The 20,611-nt window shown below is 70.4% G+C and carries 20 protein-coding genes and 1 pseudogene; 13 read left to right on the forward strand and 8 right to left on the reverse strand.

What is annotated here, in order from left to right; genetic code table 11:
* Positions 1-80 precede the first annotated feature (80 nt).
* From OG844_RS24915 to OG844_RS24925, 3 genes are read right to left on the reverse strand one after another with little or no spacing between them, the layout of a single operon-like run.
* The gene (locus tag OG844_RS24915; protein ID WP_406393202.1) at positions 81-1,211 is read right to left on the reverse strand and encodes a YncE family protein; all 1,131 of its coding nucleotides are present in this window, start codon (positions 1,209-1,211) and stop codon (positions 81-83) included.
* Positions 1,208-1,822: an ankyrin repeat domain-containing protein gene (locus OG844_RS24920; protein ID WP_406393204.1), complete on the reverse strand. Its 615-nt coding sequence runs from the start codon at positions 1,820-1,822 to the stop codon at positions 1,208-1,210. Before OG844_RS24920 ends, OG844_RS24915 begins: the two co-directional genes overlap by 4 nt.
* Before the next feature lie 41 nt (positions 1,823-1,863).
* Positions 1,864-2,418: a heme-binding protein gene (locus OG844_RS24925; protein ID WP_406393206.1), complete on the reverse strand. Its 555-nt coding sequence runs from the start codon at positions 2,416-2,418 to the stop codon at positions 1,864-1,866.
* Between the two features lie 354 nt (positions 2,419-2,772).
* Here OG844_RS24925 and OG844_RS24930 point away from each other — a divergent pair, with 354 nt between their 5' ends.
* The 3 genes from OG844_RS24930 (at position 2,773) to OG844_RS24940 (ending at position 5,340) form a co-directional block, all read left to right on the forward strand.
* A complete protein-coding gene (locus tag OG844_RS24930) occupies positions 2,773-4,107 on the forward strand; it encodes a sensor histidine kinase (protein ID WP_406393208.1) in 1,335 nt (444 codons plus the stop codon).
* The gene (locus tag OG844_RS24935) at positions 4,104-4,742 is read left to right on the forward strand and encodes a response regulator transcription factor (protein WP_351172911.1); all 639 of its coding nucleotides are present in this window, start codon (positions 4,104-4,106) and stop codon (positions 4,740-4,742) included. The genes OG844_RS24930 and OG844_RS24935 overlap by 4 nt, the downstream gene beginning before the upstream one ends.
* Before the next feature lie 100 nt (positions 4,743-4,842).
* Positions 4,843-5,340, forward strand: coding sequence for a hypothetical protein (locus OG844_RS24940; protein ID WP_031093423.1), 498 nt, complete (start codon positions 4,843-4,845; stop codon positions 5,338-5,340).
* Positions 5,341-5,348: 8 nt separating this feature from the next.
* Here OG844_RS24940 and OG844_RS24945 read toward each other — a convergent pair whose 3' ends face one another.
* Complete coding sequence (locus OG844_RS24945; RefSeq protein ID WP_406393211.1) at positions 5,349-6,056, reverse strand: pentapeptide repeat-containing protein; 708 nt, start codon at positions 6,054-6,056, stop codon at positions 5,349-5,351.
* Between the two features lie 98 nt (positions 6,057-6,154).
* Here OG844_RS24945 and OG844_RS24950 point away from each other — a divergent pair, with 98 nt between their 5' ends.
* Positions 6,155-7,348, forward strand: a complete 1,194-nt coding sequence (locus tag OG844_RS24950) for an NAD(P)-binding protein (protein WP_406393212.1) — start codon at positions 6,155-6,157, stop codon at positions 7,346-7,348.
* 50 nt (positions 7,349-7,398) lie between these two features.
* Positions 7,399-8,400 carry a zinc-binding dehydrogenase gene (locus tag OG844_RS24955; RefSeq protein WP_406393213.1) on the forward strand — a complete coding sequence of 334 codons (1,002 nt, stop codon included), beginning with the start codon at positions 7,399-7,401 and terminating at the stop codon, positions 8,398-8,400.
* 23 nt (positions 8,401-8,423) lie between these two features.
* On the opposite strand, the gene OG844_RS24960 is transcribed toward OG844_RS24955, so the two are convergent.
* Positions 8,424-8,900, reverse strand: coding sequence for a GNAT family N-acetyltransferase (locus OG844_RS24960; RefSeq protein ID WP_406393215.1), 477 nt, complete (start codon positions 8,898-8,900; stop codon positions 8,424-8,426).
* Positions 8,901-9,066: 166 nt separating this feature from the next.
* Between OG844_RS24960 and OG844_RS24965 the strand changes: the two genes are divergently transcribed.
* The 4 genes from OG844_RS24965 to OG844_RS24980 all read left to right on the forward strand — a co-directional run bounded on the left by OG844_RS24965 (position 9,067) and on the right by OG844_RS24980 (position 12,990).
* Entirely contained in the window at positions 9,067-10,467 is a 1,401-nt protein-coding gene (locus tag OG844_RS24965) for an NAD(P)/FAD-dependent oxidoreductase (protein ID WP_406393216.1), read from the forward strand.
* A 270-nt stretch (positions 10,468-10,737) separates the two neighbouring features.
* A complete protein-coding gene (locus OG844_RS24970; protein WP_406393217.1) occupies positions 10,738-11,424 on the forward strand; it encodes a TNT domain-containing protein in 687 nt (228 codons plus the stop codon).
* A gap of 79 nt (positions 11,425-11,503) precedes the next feature.
* Positions 11,504-11,869, forward strand: a complete 366-nt coding sequence (locus OG844_RS24975) for a hypothetical protein (RefSeq protein ID WP_406393218.1) — start codon at positions 11,504-11,506, stop codon at positions 11,867-11,869.
* 614 nt (positions 11,870-12,483) lie between these two features.
* Complete coding sequence (locus OG844_RS24980) at positions 12,484-12,990, forward strand: DinB family protein (RefSeq protein WP_406393220.1); 507 nt, start codon at positions 12,484-12,486, stop codon at positions 12,988-12,990.
* A 12-nt stretch (positions 12,991-13,002) separates the two neighbouring features.
* On the opposite strand, the pseudogene OG844_RS24985 reads toward OG844_RS24980, so the two are convergent.
* Together OG844_RS24985 and OG844_RS24990 are read right to left on the reverse strand one after the other, a co-directional pair.
* A pseudogene (locus tag OG844_RS24985) lies at positions 13,003-13,134 on the reverse strand (IS5/IS1182 family transposase); the annotation flags it as partial.
* Positions 13,135-13,306: 172 nt separating this feature from the next.
* A complete protein-coding gene (locus OG844_RS24990; protein WP_406393221.1) occupies positions 13,307-14,302 on the reverse strand; it encodes a LuxR C-terminal-related transcriptional regulator in 996 nt (331 codons plus the stop codon).
* A gap of 853 nt (positions 14,303-15,155) precedes the next feature.
* On the opposite strand from OG844_RS24990, the gene OG844_RS24995 reads away from it, so the two are divergent.
* From OG844_RS24995 to OG844_RS25005, 3 genes are all read left to right on the forward strand, one after another.
* Entirely contained in the window at positions 15,156-15,761 is a 606-nt protein-coding gene (locus OG844_RS24995; RefSeq protein ID WP_406393223.1) for a hypothetical protein, read from the forward strand.
* 157 nt (positions 15,762-15,918) lie between these two features.
* Positions 15,919-17,310, forward strand: a complete 1,392-nt coding sequence (locus OG844_RS25000) for a helix-turn-helix domain-containing protein (protein ID WP_406393225.1) — start codon at positions 15,919-15,921, stop codon at positions 17,308-17,310.
* 132 nt (positions 17,311-17,442) lie between these two features.
* Complete coding sequence (locus tag OG844_RS25005) at positions 17,443-18,084, forward strand: 4'-phosphopantetheinyl transferase (protein WP_406396245.1); 642 nt, start codon at positions 17,443-17,445, stop codon at positions 18,082-18,084.
* Between the two features lie 53 nt (positions 18,085-18,137).
* On the opposite strand, the gene OG844_RS25010 is transcribed toward OG844_RS25005, so the two are convergent.
* Entirely contained in the window at positions 18,138-18,455 is a 318-nt protein-coding gene (locus tag OG844_RS25010; RefSeq protein WP_406393226.1) for a hypothetical protein, read from the reverse strand.
* 407 nt (positions 18,456-18,862) lie between these two features.
* Here OG844_RS25010 and leuA point away from each other — a divergent pair, with 407 nt between their 5' ends.
* Positions 18,863-20,593: a 2-isopropylmalate synthase gene (gene leuA / locus OG844_RS25015; RefSeq protein ID WP_406393228.1), complete on the forward strand. Its 1,731-nt coding sequence runs from the start codon at positions 18,863-18,865 to the stop codon at positions 20,591-20,593.
* Positions 20,594-20,611: the final 18 nt, after the last annotated feature.

Consider the following 20,611-nt stretch of genomic DNA (forward strand, 5'->3'; position numbering starts at 1 on the left):
GTGTGGAATGTCGGGTTGATTTCGTGGAACGGCGGCCGGGCGGGGACAGGACGGCAACGGAGAGCGTCCCGGCGAGCGGCTCAGAGGACGGCGATGCCCAGAGGGCGTTCGCCCGCGCCGATCCTGAACGGCCTCCCGGCCCCTTGCCCGGCAAGGTCGACGACCGTGATGCCGTTCCAGTAGCCGTCACGGGTGAAGCCGCCGGTGACGTACGCCGTGCGGCCGTCCCGCGACACGGCCACATCCTCGTGCGGTCCGTCCAGGGCGACGGTGCGTTCCCCGCCGTCGGGGGTCCGGACGGTGAGGGACGCTTCCTCGTCGTCCGCGGCGATCGGGCCGGTACCGACGACGAGGAGGGTCCCGTCGGGGGTGAGAGCCGCGCCGTGCTGGTGCGTGTCGGCGGTCATCCGCTCGGTCCGGACCGTGCCGGTACGCGGATCGAGAACAGCGAGCCGCTCGCCCTCGAACGGCAGCAGCAGCTTCCCGTCCGACGGGCGCACCACGGCGTAGTGCGGCTTCAGCCACGAACCGAGCCCGCCCTCGGTGCCGTACGGGGCGACCTCCATGCGCCGCGGCTCCAGGGTGCGGGTCCCGACGGCCGTCACGTCGAACGAGTCGTGACCGGTGGCGTACACCTCGCCGCCGTCGGCCGAGACGTCCACGTCGAAGGGCCGACGGCCGACCGGGACGGAGGCGGTGACCTCGCGGGTCGCGGTGTCGATGACCTCCAGCACCCCGTTCCCGCCGGGCACGTTGACGCCGACGTAGACGTGCTCGCCGTCGGGCGCGAGGGCGATGCCCATGCCACCGCCCCGGTACTCACCCGTCGTGACCGGGCCCGACTCCGTCGCGTACGGGATGACGTCGAGACGGGTCCGCGTCGCCGTGTCGATGACCGCCACCCCCTCGGCGGTCGCCACCCAGGCCCGGCCGTCCTCGCCGACGGTCAGGCCGTACGGAGCGGTGCCGGCCTCCACCGACCCGAGAGGGCCCGCGTCCCGGCCCGGACCCGGATCGACGAACGTCACGGTGTCACCGCGGAAGTCGGCGACGAGGAGGGTCCCGCGCGGTGTGCGCTCCTGCGCCGTGCCCGTACTCGCTCCCGCTTCGAGGGTGGGCCGGGGCGCGTCCGCGGAGGTCTGGGTGCCCGTCGCACAACCCGCGAGCAACAGGACGGCAGCCACCGTGGGCACCGCCCTGCGGACGCTCACCGGGAGCCCTCGGCGCCCGCCGCGTCCCGGAGCAGCTCCACCATCTCCGAGAAGCCGCGACGCTCCGCGTGCTCCAGCGCCGTGACCCCGTCGCCGTCCGGCAGCCCCGGTGTCGCGCCCGCCGCCAGCAGCACCTCGACGATCTCCTGGTGCGCCCGTCCGCCGTCGCCGAGGATCACGGCCTCCAGCAGGGCCGTCCAGCCCAGCCGGTTGACGTGGTCGACGTCGATGGCGGTGGCACGGAGCACCTCCCGCACATAGGCGACATGTCCGCGCTCGCTCGCCGGGATCAGCGAGATGCCGCCGAAGCGGTTGCGGAGCGTCAGGTCGGGGCCCGCCGGCAGCAGGACATGCAGCATCGCCACGCTGCCGGTGACCCCGGTGACCAGCCAGGGGCTGTCCTCGCGGCTGTCCTGCGCGTCGGGGGAGGCACCCGCCGCCACCAGCAGTCGCGCCGCGTCGGCATGGTCACCGAGAGCCGCCAGGAGCAGCGGGGTACGCAGCTCCTCGTCGCGGGCCTCGACACGGGCCCCGCCCTCGAGCGCCGCCCGCACTCCTTCGGTGTCGCCGGTACGGGCGGCGTCGAGCAGCCGGTGGTCGACGGCGTTCATCTGCTTCTCCTTGCGACGAACGGGAACGAGGGCGACGGCGACTACTTCGCCAGCGCCGCGACGCCCGCCGCGGCGAACTTCTCGTCGAGGTCGCCGCTCGGGGCCCCGGCCACTCCGATGCCCGCCACCGGGGCACCCTTGACCTGCACGGGCGCGCCGCCCGCCAAGAACAGTGTGCCGGGGATGTCCTTCAGGTTCGGGGCCTGCTCCAGGCGCTCGGTCAACTCGGAGGTGGGGGCGTTCCAGGACACGGCGGTGTACGCCTTCTTCACGGCGGACTCGGGGGACTGCGGGCCCGCGCCGTCGCCGCGCAGCGTCACGAGGGTGTTGCCGTTGCGGTCGACCACGGCGACCGAGACACGCTGGTTCTCCTTCTTCGCGGCGTCGAGGGTGGCCTGCGCGGCCTTCGTCGCGGCGGCCACGGTCAGGTGGGTGGACTGCTGGAGGTTCCGGTCGGCGGTGTCGGCCTTGACCGCGGCGGGTGCGGCGGCCGGGGCGGACGCGTTCGCGGACATCGCGCCGAAGGTTCCGGCGCTCAGGGCGGCTGCGGCGACGGCACCGGTCAGGACGCGGGTACGCAGAGACATCTTCTTCATCGTGGGCTCCTCGGTGATTCGGCTCGGCCTTGTGCCTGCTCGGATATCGATCCTCCGGCCGGATCCGGGCCCGTACGGTCGGCGTACCGGCTCGAGGCCGCACGCAGGTCGGCCGACGGCCCCATCAGCCGATCGGTTGATGCGGGTGTGGCCCGCCGGGGTCACCATGGGGATATCCGCGCAGGCCGGCACGGGTCGGCACCGGGTCGGCACCGGGTGCACGGCAGTCGTCGCGGGCGACCGCCGCGGGTCGACGGGCCGGCGACCGGTCGGCAGCCGGTCGGCGTCCGGGTCATCGGCAGGTCGTCCGGATCACCGGTCGTCCAGGTCATCGGCAGGAGCGCGAGGTACGAGGTGCAGGACCGAAGCGAGCCGGTACCCGCCGCGGACCGGACCCCCGAGCCCGGCCAGGGCACCCGCCCCGACACCGGCCCGGACCCCCGCCCGGCCGCCGACCGGGCCGCCGACCCGGATGCCCGGTGGCCAACCCTCCTCACGCACGCCGCGTTCTTCCTGCTGCTCGGCGCCTCGCTCGCCCGTTTCCTGATGCGCCACCCCGGCGAGACCCGCACCCCGTGGATCATCGCGCTGTCGGTGGCCCTCGCCGTGCTCTACCTCCTGGGCCCGGTGCTCGGCTCCCGGCCCACGTCGCGACGGCTGATCCGGCTCGGCGTCCTCGTCGTCGTCTGGATGGTGCTGGTCCTGCTCGCGCCGAGCTTCGCGTGGTGCGCGGTGCCGCTCTTCTACACCGGGCTGCGGATCCTGCCGCCCCGCGCCGCACTGGCCTTGGTCGCCCTCCTCACCGTGTTCGTCGTCGGCGCGCAGCTGCGGCTGGCGGACGGCTTCGACCCGAATCTGGTGCTGGCCCCACCCGCCGTCGCGGCCGTCGCCACCGCCGTCTTCGTCCATATGCAGCGCCAGGCCGTACGCCAGCAGGAACTGGCCTCCCGCCAGCGCGAGCTGATCGACGACCTGCTGCGTACCCGGCGCGAACTGGCCGCCACCGAACGCCGCGAGGGAACCCTCGCCGAACGCCAGCGGCTCTCCATGGAGATCCACGACACCCTCGCCCAGGGACTGTCGAGCCAGCAGATGCTGCTCCAGGCTGCGGACCGCTCCTGGGACGCCGATCCGACGGCCGCCCGCCGCCATGTCCGGACGGCGACCGGTATCGCGGAACGCAACCTGGCCGAGGCCCGCCGCTTCGTGCACGACCTCGCCCCCGCCGATCTGGCGGAGGGCGGCGGACTCGAAGCGGCACTGCACGCCCTCGCCGCACGCGAGACGGCACAGTCGCACGGCCGGATCGCCGTCCGCTGCCATGTGGAGGGCACCCCGCTCGCCACGCTGCCCGACCGGGTGCAGTCGGCGCTGCTGCGGATCGCACAGGGGGCACTGGCCAACGTGACCGAACACGCCGACGCGACCGCCGCGGGGCTCACCCTGACCCACCTGGACGACCGTGTCGTCCTCGACATCGCCGACAACGGCCGCGGTTTCGGCCCGGCCGAACCGGCACCACGCCCACCAGGCGGTGTACGCGGCCACGGGCTACCGGCCATGCGCGCCCGGCTCCAGCAGCTCGGCGGCACACTCACGATCGAGTCGGCGCCGGGCGAGGGAACGGTCCTGTCCGCCGTCGTCCCCCTGCCCACCGCACCCGCACCCCCTCCGGAGGAACCCCGATGACGCCGCCCGACACCGGAGCCGTACGGATCCTCCTCTGCGACGACCACGCCGTCGTGCGCGCCGGACTGCTCGCTCTCCTCGGCAGCGAACCGGACATCGAGGTCGTCGGCGAGGCGGGAAGCGGCGAGGAAGCCGTCGCCCTGGCTGCCCGGCTCACCCCGGATGTCGTCCTGATGGACCTCCAGCTCGGCCCGGGCATCGACGGCGTCGAGGCCACCCGCCGGATCGCCGGCACGGGGGACACCCACGTCCTCGTCCTCACCACGTACGACACGGACGCCGACATCACCCGCGCCATCGAGGCGGGCGCCACCGGCTACCTGCTCAAGGCCGAACGCCCGGAGGAACTGTTCGCCGCGATCCGCTCGGCGGCGCAGGGACGCACCACCCTGTCCCCGCCCGTCGCCAGCCGCGTCATGGCCCACATGCGCAAACCCCGCCCCACCCTGACCGAACGCGAACTCGACATCCTGGGCCAGCTCTCCCAGGGCCTCGGCAACCGGGACATCGCACGTGCCCTGTTCATCAGCGAGGCCACCGTCAAGACCCACCTGGGCCGGATCTACGACAAGCTCGGCGTCGACACCCGGGCGGGCGCGGTCTCCGTCGCCAAGGAGCAGCGGCTCCTGCCGTGAGGACTGTCCCTCGTGTGGATCACGCCGGGCCTGCCATGTCCTCGCATGACCCCGCGGACGGGCGGACCGGACACGTCACCGGGCATGACACCATCGAACCGTGCTCGACATCGGCTACTCCCTCTCCCGGCGCTTCCCGGACCCCCCGCAGACCGACTACCGCCGCGCGGACGTCCGCGCCCTGCGGCACGACCTCTTCTCCGGCGACGTCTACCTCGCGGACACCAAGGCGGACCGCGAAGTATCCACAGCCTGGGGATGGGTGCCCGTACTCGACTTCGCCTGGGCCCTCTGCGACATCGTCGAACAGATCGACCGGGACCCCCGCGGCAACCGCTCCCACCGGCAGCAGTACGCCGAGCTCGACTTCACCGAATCGTCCGACCGCATGCTCTTCGAGCGCCGCTTCGGCTGGGTCGACGTCGAAGCCGACTGGATGCCCGGCGACGAGCCCCCGCTCACCTTCAGCCACTCCCTCCTGCGCCGCGAAGCCCGCGACTTCCTGCACGACCTGATCGCCGACCTGGCCGACATGCACGAAGGCCTCGCCGACAACCCCGTCGTCTGGGACCTGCAGGCCCGCTTCCCCCGCCTCTGAGGCGGGCCTCACGCCTCCACCCGCACCCCGATCTGCGCCGCGAACGCCGGAGCGAGCTCCATCAGCTGGGACGGGCTGATCACCGCCCCGGCCAGCCGCTCCACCCCCCGTGCGATATCGAGCTCGGCAACCGTCCGCAGGTCCACCGACTCCATCCGCACAGCACTGAAGTCGGCCCGCTTGAGCACACAGTCGCGGAACTCCACCCGCACCAGCTGCGCCTCCCCGAAGTCCGGCTCCGACAGCACACAGCCCTCGAACACCACGTCCTTCAGCCGTGCCTTGCGCAGATTCAGGTAATCGATCTTCCCGCCGCGCACCAGCACGCGCTCCAGCACCGCACCGTGCAGCTGCACCCCGCCCAGGCGCGCGTCCACGACCTCCACATCCCGCAGCGACGCCCCCGCGAGATCGGTGCCCACACCCCGTACACCCGTCAGCACCGAGTCGATGAACCGGGCCCGGACCAGCTCCGTACGGTCCAGGGCGCATTCCCGCAGCTCACAGTCCATGAAGCGCGCACCGGGACCCGAGGCGTCGGCCAGATCGACACGATCGAACCGCACGCCGTCGTAGTCCCCGTCCGGCTCCAGCCCTTCCCCCTCGTACGACATGAGCGGCGGCAGCCTGACCTCCGGCCGTCGCGCCGCCGCCACGGTGTCCTTCGCGCCCGCACCCCTGCCGCTCCTGTTGCCTCTGCCTGCCATGCACCCCATCGTGACGCACACCACTGACAACGCTTCGGACCGATGTCACAGACCCGCCCCGCCGAACCGTCCTGTGCACAGCAGCGCCCACCGCAAGGAGACCCAGCATGCAGCGCATCCACATCGTCGGCGGCGGCCTCGCAGGACTCACCGCGGCCATCACCGCCGCCGAATCGCGCGTGCCGGTCACCCTCCACGAGGCCCACCACACCCTCGGCGGACGGGCCAGGACCGCCGAGGGCCCCTACCTCACCAACGAGGGCCCGCACGCCCTCTACCGCCGCGGACCGCACTGGACCTGGCTCGAGAAGCGCAAGCTCCTCGGCCCGCTCGCCTCCGTACCGCCCCTCGAAGGCACCCGCTTCCTCTTCCGCCGCAACGGCGCCCTGCGCAGAACCCCGCCCCTCGCCCTGCTCCGCCTCGCCCGCCGACGCAGCGCCCCCGTCGACACCGACTTCCTCAGCTGGGCAACCCGGCAGACCGGCGAGGAGGGTGCCCGCGCGGCCGCGCACTACATGGGCGTGGCGCTCTTCCACCACGACCCCGGATCGCTCTCGGCCGCCTTCGTGCAGGAGCGGCTCCGGCGCGCCACCGCACTGCCGCCCGAAGCCCACTACCCCATCGGCGGTTGGGCGCAGCTCGTCGAACGGATGGCCGCGCGCGCCTGGGATCTCGGCGTACGGATCGAAACGGGACAGCGCATCGACTCCGGCGCCCTCGCCGACCTCGCACGCAACGGTCCGGTCATCGTCGCCACCCACCTGGACGCCGCCCGCACCCTGCTCGACGACCCCACCCTGACCTGGGACAGCGGCAGGACCGCCCTGATCGACCTGGCCCTGCGGACCCGGCGCGGCGACCCGTTCGTCATCTCCGACCTCGACGCCCCCGGCTGGATCGAACGGTTCACCGCCCAGGACCCCACCCTCGCCCCCGCCGGCGAACAGCTCATCCAGAGCCAGATCCCCCTCGCCCCCGGCACCCCGCGCGCCGACGCCGTCCACCGCGCCGAGGAACTCCTCGACCTCGGCTTCCCCGGCTGGCGCGACCGCACCACCTGGCGGCGTGAGGCCCTCGCGGCCGGCCGCACCGGCGCCGTCGACCGACCCGGCACCACCTGGCGCGACCGCCCCGCCGTCGACCGCGGCAACGGAATCCTCCTCGCGGGCGACCAGGTCGCGGCCCCCGGACTCCTCAGCGAAGTCGCGTTCAACAGCGGCATCGCAGCGGCGGTACTGGCCCTGGGCCTCCTCGGAAAACGGGCACGGGACACCCCGCGGCTTGACCTCAAGGGCGCTTGAGGTCGGAAGGTGGACCGGTCGAGAACCGTCCACCACCCCGGGGAACCCACATGCGCGCCATCCGCCTCCACGCCTTCGGCCCCGCAGAGAACCTCCGCCACGAACTGACGGACGACCCCGTACCCGCTCCCGGCCAGGTCCGGATCGCCGTCGCCGCAGCCGGCGTGCACCTCATCGACACCGCCCTGCGCGAAGGCGTGACCGGCCCCTACCCGGCCCCCGCCGAACTGCCCACGATCCCCGGCCGCGAAGTAGCGGGCACCGTCAAGTCACTCGGCGAGGGCACCGACCCCGCCTGGCTCGGCCGCCACGTCGTCGCCCACATCGGCATGTCCCCCGGGGGCTACGCCGAACTCACCGTCGTGGACGCCGACAAGCTCCACCCGATCCCCGAGGGACTCGGCGCGGCCGAAGCCGTCGCCATGATCGGCACCGGCCGCACCGCCCTGGGCATCCTGCAGTTCACCGAACTCGGCCCCGCCTCCGTCGCCGTCGTCACGGCGGCGGCCGGCGGCATCGGCACCCTCCTCGTCCAGCACGCCAGGAACACCGGCGCCACCGTCATCGGCCTGGCCGGCGGACCCGCCAAAGTCGCGCGCGTCAAGGAGAACGGCGCCGACCTCGCCGTCGACTACACCCTCCCCGACTGGCCACGCCAGGTCCGCACGCACCTCGACGCCCTGGGCCGCCGCGCCACCGTCGTGTACGACTCCGTCGGCGGAATCACCGCCCGCGCCGCCGTCGACCTGCTCGGCAGCGGCGGACAGCACATCGTCTACGGCTGGTCCGGCGAAGGACCCCACGACGGCCGGCCCCTCACCTTCACCGACGAGGACCTCGCCGCACGCGGCATCACGTCCCAGAACGTGCTCGGCCCCACCATGATCCAGAAGGCCGGCGGACTGCGCGCCCTGGAAACCCTGTCCCTCGCCGAGGCCGCGGCCGGCCGCCTCCGCCCCACCGTCCAGCGCTACCCGCTCGCCGAAGCGGCCGCCGCCCACCGCGCCCTCGAAACCCGCGGCACGATGGGCAAGGTCGTCCTCATCCCCTGACCGGGGCCCGGCAGCGGATCCGCTCAGGACGCGCCCAGCTCGGCCAACGCCCCGTCCGTCAGCCGGTACACCGTCCACTCGTCCTGAGGACGGGCACCCAGCGACTCGTAGAACGCGATGGACGGGGCGTTCCAGTCCAGCACCGACCACTCCAGGCGCCCGTACCCACGCTCCGCACAGATCCGCGCCAGTTGGGCGAGCAACGCCTTCCCGTGCCCGCCCCCGCGCCGCTCCGGACGCACGTACAGGTCCTCCAGGTACACGCCGTGAACTCCGCGCCACGTCGAGAAGTTGAGGAACCACAGCGCGAACCCGACGACCTCGCCGTCCTCGTCCGACACCGCGACGTGCGCGTACGCGGCGGGCCGCTCCCCGAACAGCGCCTCACGCAACTGCTCCTCGGTGGCCTGTGCCTCGTCCAGCGCCTTCTCGTACTCGGCGAGCTCACGGACCATCGAGTGAATGACAGGGACATCGGCGGCGGTAGCGATACGAATCATGGACGCAGCCTATGGACCAGTCCTCCCGGCCCGCCCCGCAGGCCACCTCCAACTCCCCACCGAACCCCCGCAACGCCCCGGCCCGAGGACCCCGCACGACGAAACCCCCGGCCGCGCAGTAACGTCCCTTCAGCGACTCGGCTGCACACGGACAAGCAGGGGAAACATGAGCACCGTCAGTACCGTCAACGGCGGCATTTCATTCTGGTACGCGCACGAGGGCACCCCCGCCCCGCGCGAACCCCTGCCCGGCGACACCACCGCCGACATCTGCATCGTCGGCGGCGGTTACACCGGCCTCTGGACGGCCTACTACCTCAAGAAGGCCGTCCCCTTCCTCAACATCACCGTCCTGGAAGCCAAGTTCTGCGGCTACGGCGCCTCCGGCCGCAACGGCGGCTGGCTCTACAACGGCATCGCAGGCCGCGACCGCTACGCCCGGCTCCACGGCCACGACGCCGCCGTGCGCCTCCAGAAGGCCATGAACGAGACCGTCGACGAAGTCATCCGCACCGCCGCCGACGAGAACATCGACGCCGACATCCACCACGGCGGCGTCCTCGAGATCGCCCACACCCCGGCCCAGCTCGCCCGCCTCAAGGACTCCCACTCCGTCGAGATCGCCTTCGGCGAGACCGACCGCGTCCTGCGCGGCGCCCGCGAGACCGCCGAACGCATCCGCGTGACCGGAGCCGTCGGCTCCAGCTGGACCCCGCACGGCGCACGCCTGCACCCCGCCAAACTCGTCAAGGGCCTCGCCGACACCGTGGAAGCCCTCGGCGTCACGCTCCACGAATCCACACCCGTCACCGAGATCAGGCCCAAGCACGCCGTCACCCCCTACGGCACGGTCCGCGCCCCGTACATCCTGCGCTGCACCGAAGGCTTCACCTCCGCGCTCAAGGGCCAGAAGCGCACCTGGCTCCCCATGAACTCCTCCATGATCGTCACCGAGCCCCTCCCCAAGTCCGTCTGGGACACCATCGGCTGGGAAGGCCGCGAGAACCTCGGCGACACGGCCCACGCCTACATGTACGCCCAGCGCACCGCGGACGACCGCATCGCGCTCGGCGGCCGTGGCGTCCCCTACCGCTACGGCTCCGCCACGGACAACGACGGCCGGACCCAGCCCGCCACGATCGAAGCCCTGCGCGACCTGCTCGTCCGCTTCTTCCCCACCACGGCAGGCACCCGCATCGACCACGCCTGGTCCGGCGTGCTCGGCGTCCCCCGCGACTGGTGCGCCACCGTCACCCTGGACCGCTCCACGGGCCTCGGCTGGGCCGGCGGCTACGTGGGTTCCGGCGTGGCCACCGCCAACCTCGCCGCCCGCACCCTGCGCGACCTCATCCAGCAGGACTCCGGCCAGGTCGGCCCCACCGACCTGACGACCCTCCCCTGGGTCAACCACAAGGTCCGCCGCTGGGAGCCCGAACCCTTCCGCTGGCTCGGCGTCCACGCCCTGTACGCCGCCTACCGCGCCGCCGACCGCCGCGAGACGACGTCCCCGCACCCGGGCACGGACCGCATCGCGAAACTGGCGGACCGCATCTCGGGACGCCACTGACCTGAGCGGATGCCCGCAGCACCGCTACCGCACCGATACGCCGCCCGCACCCGGAAGAACCCACGCACAGGACGTTCCCTAGGCCGATCAGGAGAAAGCACGACTCCGAACGGGTGACGGCGCGTATCCCCGTCCTCGCCCGCCACCGCAAGGGCAATTGACTGAGGGGCACCACACCACGGGCGCCCTCCTCACGGGGCGCCTTCGCGCGACCTCGACGCCCGCGTGCCCTCCATGGCCGACGCGGGCCATGGGAAGGGAAACAACTCTATGCGGGTGCTGCGGAACATCGTCTGGAGTGCGATCGCCTCGCTGCTCCTCCTCGTCGGGCTGACGCCGGCGGCCGCCCACGCCGATACCGGCGACAAGGCCCGCCCCAGCGCCAACTGCCCGACGGACGACCGGTCACGATCGGTCAACGGAGCACCCGGCACGCCGCTGGAGCAGTACTACCTGGACGACTGGCGGCTCGGCCCCGAGGTCCTGCCGAGGACCGGTGCCATCGGCGCGATGCTGCGCGGCTACCACCGCACGGGCCCGACCTCGGCGTACTGGTTCCTCGGGTGCTACTGGCAGACCAACCCGACGACCGGCGAGTCCGGTTGGTGGTACCCGAACAACGACGGCTTCGTCCTGGACCGCGCCGGCAACCCGGTGAAGAAGACCCTCACCCTCCGCGTGGGGCAGCTGGTCGACCTCTTCGGCAGCGGACGCGGCAACTTCCTCGCCCCCGCCGGCACCCCGTACGCCAAGCGCGCCATCCCGCCGAGCAACCTCGTCAGGTACACGAACGACTATCCGTACAGCTACCACCTGTACCGGGTCACGGAAGCGCTCACGGTGGAGGCCGGCCGCATCCGGCCGTGGTTCGGACAGCCCGGCCTGGGGATCCAGTACAAGACGGACAAGCGGGTCTCGGAGCTGGTCACCGACCAGAAGCTCGAAGCCCTGAACTGATCACGACCGCACTCTCCCGGGCGGGTTCCGGCACGGCCGGGGCCCGCCCCGGGCTTGTGCAGGAAGAGGAAGCGACGCGATGGACAGGACGGAACTCACCGAGCGGCTGCGCCGCGAGGGCGTCCCGGACGCGCTCTACGAGATCCCGGGCGTCCACAGCGTCCCCGTGCAGCTGGACGCCTACTACGTCCTGCGCCCGAAGGACGACGCGTGGCCGGTCCTCCTCCGCCAGCGCGGACAGGACAGCGTCATCGCGCGCTTCGGGACCGAGGCGGAGGCGTGCCGCTACCTGTACGACACCCTCGTCGACGTCCCCCCACCCGTCCCCGGCGGCGCGGAACGGGTCGACCGGCTCCTGGCGGACGTGGACGAGATCCAGCGCCGCGCCGAGGAGGACTTCGAACGGGCCCCCGGCCACGACGCGGACGAACCACCCGGCACCTGAGCCTCCCGGCAACGGGCCCACCGGTCGCCACCGGATCCACCGAAACGAAGAAAGCCCAGCTCAGAGCGCATCTGAGCTGGACTTTTCGTTGAGCCCTCGGTCGGATTCGAACCGACGACCTACGCATGACACGTTGTCGGATCCTGTTCCGGGGGCGTCCACAGGCACCTGAGGAGTCGCCTTCGCAACGCGACGTCGGGAGCAGGAGGTCCCGTCGGGGATGCTGCTCGCCCTTCACACCGCCCTGAACGCCAAGGTCTGTCCGAGCAGCTTCATGAAACTCACTGAGCTCGCGAAAGGCGCTCGTTCCGCGCGCGCCACTCGTCCGACGTGCCGACGGTCCTCCCCTCGGCCTGCCGGTCGATCGCAATCGCCGCGGCGTTCAACTGGTGGCCTGCCTCTACGACGGGGTCACCACCGAGAAGCATGACTCGCTCAGAAGCCCGCCCCCGGAAGCGGGCAGCGTGAACGCGTTCACCAAGCGGGGACCATCCCGCGGGTGCGGGGAGCAGCGGCGGCGCGGTGTCGTGTCGGGCGGTCGGCGGTGGGTGGGGCAGGGGGCCCTCCGCGAAATGCCTCGACACGGGTCGTGGTGATCGGGGATGCTGCGCGCGATGACCAGAATCAATGACACACCGCCCGCGTGGGACGAGCGCACCCAGCTCACTACGTTTCTCGACTACGCACGTGGCACCGCACGCGCCAAATGCGAAGGCGTCTCCGAGGAGAATGCGCGCAAGTCGCTCCTGCCGGGCTCACCGCTGATGACCATGAGCGGTCTGATCAACCACCTCCGCTGGGTGGAGTACTACTGGTTCCACGTCATCTTCCTCGGCGAGGAAGACCGGGCCCCCATGACGGATGAGGACCCCGACCGCGAGATGCGTATCGCCGTCGACTTCCCGCTCACGCAGTTGCTCGACGAATACGCCGAACAGAGCGCCTTCTACCGAGAACTGGTCGCCGGGAGCGACCTGAACAAGCAGGCTCAGCGCACCATCCGCAATGGCGTCCGTGTCGACTTGCGCTGGATCGTGCACCACCTCACCGAGGAGACTGCCCGCCACAACGGCCACCTGGACATCCTGCGCGAGATGCTCGACGGCGCAACCGGCTACTAGATCCGGTGGAGATCATGGGCGGAGCCAGAGTCGGATCGAGGCAATGGTGACGGTTCCGTGGAAGATGTAGCCGCGCTCGTCGAACCTTGTGGCCACGGCTCCGGAGTTCTTCAACGCGTTGATCGTCCGCTCGACTTCGTCACATGCTCGTCGCCCCGCAGGTCTCGACCAGGAGAAACCGGATCACCTGGTGACGCCGGAGCCCCCGGTTCGCGTCCGGGGGCACCCGGTAAGTCGCCATGGCTCGTGGCCGAGTCCGTCCGTGGATCCTGGTGACGTCGTCGTCCCCACGTAGGCTCCCGGCTGTCGCCGCTCCTCACGTTGCCGTCTTGGCTGAAGCCTCCTCCTCCACGCCACCCAGATCGGAGTGGTCCAGAAGGTCGGTCTGTGCGATGAGGTAGGCGAGCTGTGCGCGGCTGCGGCTGCCGAGGACTTCCGAGGTCTTCTGGACGTGGGTGCCCACCGTTCGCCTGCTGATGCCCAGACGCCCCGCGATCGCCTCGTCGGTGTAGCCCTCCACCATGAGCCGCAGCACTGCCCTTCGGGTCTCGTTGGTGAGGGGCGGCGGGCGCAGCCGGGAAGGGGCCTCCCCCACGGCTGCCGCACGGCTCCACGCCTGCTCGAAGCCTTTCACCAGGTACTCGATGATGCTGGGGTGCCGAATGACCAGCGCCGACTGGCGGCGGTCGTGCGGACCGGGCATGAAGGCCGTCCTGCTGTCACACACGATGAGCCGCGCGAACACCTCATCGATCGTCCTGACCTCCGCGCCCGCGGACACCACTCGCTCGATGTAGGAGAGCGTGGGGCCGTGTGCCCGCACCGTGTGCTGGTACAACGTGCGCTGTTTGACGCCGCGAGCAGCCAGGGCGAGATCGCGCGGCAGGGCCTCGGCGAGGAGCTCGGGCGAACGGCCGCCGTTGGGCTGGGCGGTCAGCAGCTCCTCGCGGCAGGACAGCACCGCCTCTTCCAGGGCGGCTGCGATCACGCTTTCGCCGGAGAGCACCTGGATCGAGGTGCCGCCGTCCTGCTGAGCCTCCGCGTAGACAACCTCCGCCCGGGCCATCGTGGTGCGGATCGCCATCAGGGTGTCCTGGTGCTCCGTGATGGCTCGCTTGATCGGCCGGGAAAGTGAGGCAGCAGCAAGGTCTGGGGGGACGGGAATGAGAGAGCCCGGGTTGCCCGGCAGGAACCGGAGCAACCCCAGGTCGACCAGGCAGTCAGGGATCCGGTCCGCCGTGACGCCACCTGCTGCCAGCACGTCGCGATAGCGCTGCAGGCCGGCCTCGCACAGCTCAGGGAGCTTCGTCACCCCCACCTGATCATGCTCTGTACACATTTGTCCACCCTTCACGTTCTTGCACTGCCCACTCATGATGCCATTCGAACCTTCACTCGCGGCGAACGGCGGTGGATGATTCTGAACACCGCAACGGTGAACTCAGTTTTTCGAATCGGGGGGGAATCATGATGAACCGCATTCGCACCATCTCTGTCGCACTCGGAACGGCCGCTCTGCTGGCCTTTGGCGCCGTCAATTTCCATGTGGGCAGCGCGACGCCGGCGAATACTGAATACGCGGCATCTGATGCGCAGGGTTCGGGAACCGCTGCGCCGTCCGACTCTGCGTGGGGGTAATTCCCGCCATGCTCCCGCAGCCGTCCGGACGGGATGCGGTCCTCGTGGATGAGGAACCGGACGTCAGGGCGGCCACGGTGACGTCGCCCAGGTGACCTGGTCCGGACGTGGCAGTGCCTGAATGGAATGCCTGGTGTGAAGGAGGAGGAGTCAGGATGACCGATCGGCCCGTGGTGGCCCTGGTCGATGCTTACTCCAGCGCGCGACTGCTCGTTTCCCCGATCCTGGATCGAGGTTATGAAATTGTCCATGTACAGAGCACTGCAGCGATACCCGAATGGTTTGCGTCGTCCTTTCGCCGCGATCACTTTCGTGACCTCGTGGTGCACCGCGATCAATCCACGGACACGCTGGACCGCGTATCCTCCTATCGGCCGGTAGCCGTGCTGCCCGGACTCGGCACGGGGGTCGGACTCGCTGCGGCTCTGAGCGCGCGTCTGGGTCTGCGAAACAGTGGTGTGCGACGGAGCGTGGCACAGCGGAATTCTGCGGAAATAGCCGGACTGACGGGATTCAAGGTGCATTCCGTGAGTCTGGACGGGGTCCACTACATCTGCGATATCTGGGAGACGCGGCAGACCGGTTCGCTGCAAGCGGACGGACAGCCGCGCGGTGCGAGGCTACTCGCCCGCCGGGGCGTGCGGCAGGACCGCTTGGTGGACCTGACTCTGACAGGACTCGACGCGGCAGGGCTGCGTAACGGTCCGGCCTGCACGGAGTTCGAGCTCACCGCGCACGGTCCGGTCCAGGTCGCCCCGAGCGCGGGCATCTGCGCGACCGACGAGCCGCTGCTCACGCGCGCGGCGATCGGCGAAGGACAGGCCGACTGGACCGTCTTCGCCTATCTCGCCCCGGAATGGTTCCGGCTGCGTGCCGCCAGGCCCTACCGGCAGCTACGGCACGCGGCCTGGGTCGCCCTGCCCACTCCGGCGTCCGGTTCCGCGAGATTCCGCGGCCTCATGCGGGAACTGAAGGCACTGGAGAGCTACCACGGCGCAGTGGTGGGCGGAGCTCCGCCGGTGACCCGGATTCAGTTCCTGCACGCCGACGAACAGACCGTGGAGCGTGACTACGTCGCGGCCTTGTCCTCGGTGGAACGGTACGGGGAAGAGCCATGGACGTCAGCCGACTGAACGCCCTTCTGACCCTGGCTCCTTCTGGACGGCGCCGGGAGTAGGGCATCACGGATGCCGGTGCCCGGGTCGACATCGCTTTCGGGGGGATGCGGCGACGGTGTGCGACCAGAATCAATTTGCTGTCCGCAGCACGAGACACAGTGGCGAGGATGCTTTGAATTCGACTCAGAACTGCGACGAGCGCACAGTAACGCTGGACCATCAGGCGTCTCCGAGCCTCGGGGCCGTACTCAAGGCGGCGCGCAGACGCATCGGCGTCACCCAGACTCAGCTCGCCGACCTGTCGTCTGTCAGCGTCCGGACGATTCGCGATCTCGAACTCGATCTCACCCAGAACCCCCGGCAGGAAACTCTCCGACTACTGCTGGACGGTCTGCGGCTGACCGGAGTCCAGCGGGCGAGAGTCGAGGAAGCAGCCGCTGGGCCGTCTACTCGCGGCATACAGGCCGACTCCCTCGCCCCGCCGCCCGCCGTCCTCGAACCGACCATCGGCCGCGAGCGCGACATCGAAGCTCTCATGGGTCTGATCACGTTCGGCGGCCACCGCCTGATCCGAGCGGTCGGCATGGCCGGAGTCGGCAAGTCCCGGCTGATCCAGGAGGTCGCCGGGGCGATGGACGCCTCTGCCCAGATGCCGGTCGTATGGGCGGAGCCGGAGGGCCGGCCCACCGGCAAGCCCGCGGACCGCTTGCAGGCCCATGTCGCCGCCCTGCTCCGCGGCGATTCCGAGCTCGACTATCTGGCCACCGCCTTCGGCACCAACGACATCCTGCTGGTGGTTCCCGACGTCACCATGGGCCCCGGCTCGGAGGCGGCGCTCCGCCGCCTGCTGGTGCAGTGCCGGGGACTGCACGTCCTGTACGAGGCCCGTGAGGGCTCGAAGTGGGGCGCGGGCACTGACTACCCCGTCTTTCCGCTGTCCGTGGCAGACCGTTCGGTCGGTCCCACAGGCCGTGAATCGGCCGTCAGCCCTGCTCTGCAACTGATGCTGTCGCGCTGCGGCCCCCTCGAACGCGAGGCGCTGGCCGACAGCCGGATCATGGCCGCGCTCGCCGGCATCTGCCAGAGCCTTGACGGCATCCCCCAAGCGATCGAAGCTGCCGCCGCTTGGCTCCTCCTCTACAGTCCGGAGCAGCTCCTGAGCCTGGCCAGGCGCAATCCATTCAAGCTCGCCACCCCACCCGGCAACGACACCGACGATCTACGGGCGGTGCTCGAGGCGTCCATCACGTCGCTGCATCCGCGCGACGCCGACGTCCTGCGCCGGCTCGCCGCCCATGCGCTCCCCTGGACCATGGCCCAGGCCTTCGCCTCGCCGGAGCAAGTCGGCGACTCGGCGCTGAGCGCCGTCCACTTGCTGTGCACCCGGGGCCTGGTGCGCCCGGCCAACTGGGACGCCGGCGGCACCCCCAGGTTCACCGTGCTGAACCTGGTCCGCCATCTGCTGGCGGAGAGCGCCGCACCGGCGGCCCCCGCACTCGAATCCAGGGGGCCTCTGCGTTGGCAATCCCCTGCGAGCGTGGAGTCCGCGTCCTATGCGGCTTGAGTGCGTGAACGGGCCTGATCGTTGAGTGTGCCCCACGGAACAGAGGAGAATCGAGAGCACGTGCTCGAGCACATACTTCCCCCCACGGTCCAGACCGCTCACTCGCTGAGTGATCGCGCCGACGCCGAGGCCGTGTTGTTCCCCGAGGAGTGGCCCGCCGTCGCCACAGCCGTCACCTCCCGCCAGCGGGAGTACGCGACAGTACGTGCCTGCGCACGTGACGCGCTCACGAAGCTCGGGCAGCCGCCCGTGGCCCTGGTTCCCGGTGAAGACAGGGAACCTCGCTGGCCGGCCGGAATCGTGGGGAGCATGACCCACTGCACGGGCTACCGGGGTGCGGCGGTCGCGCACGCTCGCGATATCGCCGCACTGGGCATCGACGCGGAACCGAATGCTCCATTGCCCGACGGCGACAGCCTGCTGAATGTACTCGCGCGCCGCGAGGAAGCCGACCTCCTGGCGATCCTGCCTGCCTGCGGAACCGCGTGGGACCGGTTGCTGTTCAGCGCGAAGGAATGCGTCTACAAAACCTGGTTCCCACTGACCAGGCGCTGGCTCGGATTCGAAGAAGCAATCGTGCGGATCAGCCCCGCAGGAACCTTCCAAGCACACCTACTCGTCGAGGGGCCCACGCTGGACGGGGAAGTCCTGGACAGCTTCAGCGGCACCTGGCTGCACATGGACGGCCTTCTCCTGACCGCAATCGCCGTGCCGTTTCGGCGTACAAGTGAAGGTGGTGCCGGCAACGAGTCGCGTGCCGCACCCGGGAGTTGACCCGATCTCCCCCCGCTCCGGAGCCAGGAAGCAGGGGCCGAAGGGGCCGACCGTCAGTACCAGTCGTCGTCAGACTTCGTGACGTCGTGAGGACCGTAGGGATCACCATCCTCGGGCAACGGCGGGAGCACCAGGGCACTTGGCAGCGGTCCTTGGTCCTGCTGACGTGCGTAGCGATGCATACGGACCCGCAGATGCATCTTCCGCTCCCGCACCCTCAGCCGACGCCGCTCCCGCCGTCCGGCTTCATCGTCGTCCAGTTCCTGGGTGAGTCGCCGATTCTCCCAGTAATCACGCTCCTGGTCGGCCACCTCCTCCCCAGGAGAGGGGGCACCCTCACGGTCACCGTCATCGTCCAAGCGGGCTGTCATGCGGCTCAGATTACTTGCCGCCCGGAGTCCTCGAGTAGGGCGTGCACCACCCTTGAAGAGGCGACTCGACGTCCTGGTCCTCGCCGCGGGGGCCGGGCGGATCCGACCGGCGGTACTGGGCGGAAGTCGCCTCCCGGTCGCCTCTGTTGCTGCCGATCCCGGGGCGTCGGCACTCCTAAGGTCTTGATCCATCGCGCATGGCGATCAGATCGCCGTACAAGCAGGTTGGGGGATCAGCGAGCGTTCTTCTCCGAAGGCGCACCAGGCCTGTGACTGCTGCTTTCCACCATGCGCACAACATCGCGCGAGTCTTCGGCACGGCAGGCACCAGTACAGGCCGGCTCCTGGGGTGAGCGCGCCCCTCAGTCAGTACACGGACATTCCTTTTCGATTTGGGCAGAGGACCAATGATGTCAAGCACACTCGTGGAACGGCCCGCCTCCGTGGCCGCCACCTCCCTGACCGGTACCTCCCTGACCGGTAGCGTTCAGCAGCCGAGCGGTATGCCGGTGCACCGCTACAAGCCCTTCGACGGCCCGGATCTGCCGGACCGCCGGTGGCCGGCGCGCAAGCTCCGCAAGGCTCCTCTGTGGTGCTCGGTGGACCTCCGCGACGGCAACCAGGCGCTGCCCGAGCCCATGGATCTGGCGCGCAAGCACCGGCTGTTCCGGCAACTCGTCGCCATGGGCTTCAAGGAGATCGAGGTCGGTTTCCCGTCGGCGAGCCAGGTCGACTTCGACTTCGTGCGCGAGCTGATCGAGCAGGACCTGATCCCGCACGACGTGACGATCCAAGTCATCATGCAGGCACGTACCGAACTGATCGAGCGCACCTTCGAGGCGCTGCGAGGCGCCCCGCGCGCTGTGGTCCACCTGTACAACTCCGTCTCACCGCTCCAGCGCCGGGTGGTGTTCGGCGCGGACCGTCAGGACATCCTCCACATGACGGTGCAGGCGGTCCGGCTGATCACCAAGCTCGCGGCGCAACATGTCGGCGGAGAGATCCTGTTCGAGTACTCGCCGGAGTCGTTCACCGCGACCGAGCCCGACTACGCGCTGGAAATCTGCGAGGCCGTCATGGACGTCTGGCAGCCGGCTCCGGGGCGTCCGATCATCATCAACCTGCCCGCGACCGTCGAGTGCACCCTGCCCAACGAGTTCGCCGACCAGGTCGAGTGGATGGACCGCAACCTGAGCCGTCGCGAGCACATCAGCCTGTCCGTGCACCCGCACAACGACCGGGGCACGGGAGTGGCCGCGGCCGAACTCGCGGTCCTGGCCGGGGCCGACCGGGTGGAGGGCTGCCTGTTCGGCAACGGCGAGCGCACCGGCAACGTGGACCTGCTGACGCTCGGCATGAACCTCTTCTCCCACGGTGTCGACCCGATGATCGACTTCTCGGACATCGCCACGATCCGGCAGGTCGCCGAGGAGTGCACGCAGTTGCCGACCCATCCGCGTCACCCGTACGCGGGCGACCTGGTGTACACGGCGTTCTCCGGTTCCCATCAGGATGCGATCAAGAAGGGGTTCGACTCGATGGAACGAGCGGCGCAGAGCGCCGGGACTCTCGTCGGTGAGACCCCCTGGGGCGTTCCCTACCTGCCGATCGACCCGAAGGACGTCGGCCGTTCGTACGAGGCGATCATTCGCGTCAACAGCCAGTCGGGCAAGGGCGGGGTCGCCTACCTGCTCAAGACGGGGCACGGCTTCGACCTTCCGCGCCGCCTCCAGGTGGAGTTCTCCCCCCTGGTCCAGCGGCACAGCGAGGAATGCGCCACCGAGGTCGGGTCCGCGCAGGTGTGGGAGCTCTTCACCCGGGAGTTCCTGGCCGAGGGCCTGCGGCTGCGGGTGACCGGCACGGCGGACGGCGTGGTCGAGGCGGAACTCGACGGAGCCACCCGCTACTTCCGAGCCGACGGCGGTGAGGCATTCGCCGAGGCGCTGCGGGGCGCCGGGACGGACGTGGTCGCGCAGTCCCTCACCATCCAGCCGCCTGGCGCCGAGAACTCCTCGGTGGTCGTCTACGCCGAGTGCACGGTCGGCGGGGAGAGCGTCTGGGGTGTCGGCCTCCACTCCGACGAGGCCGGCGCGGCCGTGCGCGCCATAGCCTCCGCGGTCAACCGGGCCGCCCGGTAACACCGCAGCACGCCGCTT

The organism is Streptomyces sp. NBC_00887 (genome assembly GCF_045207585.1).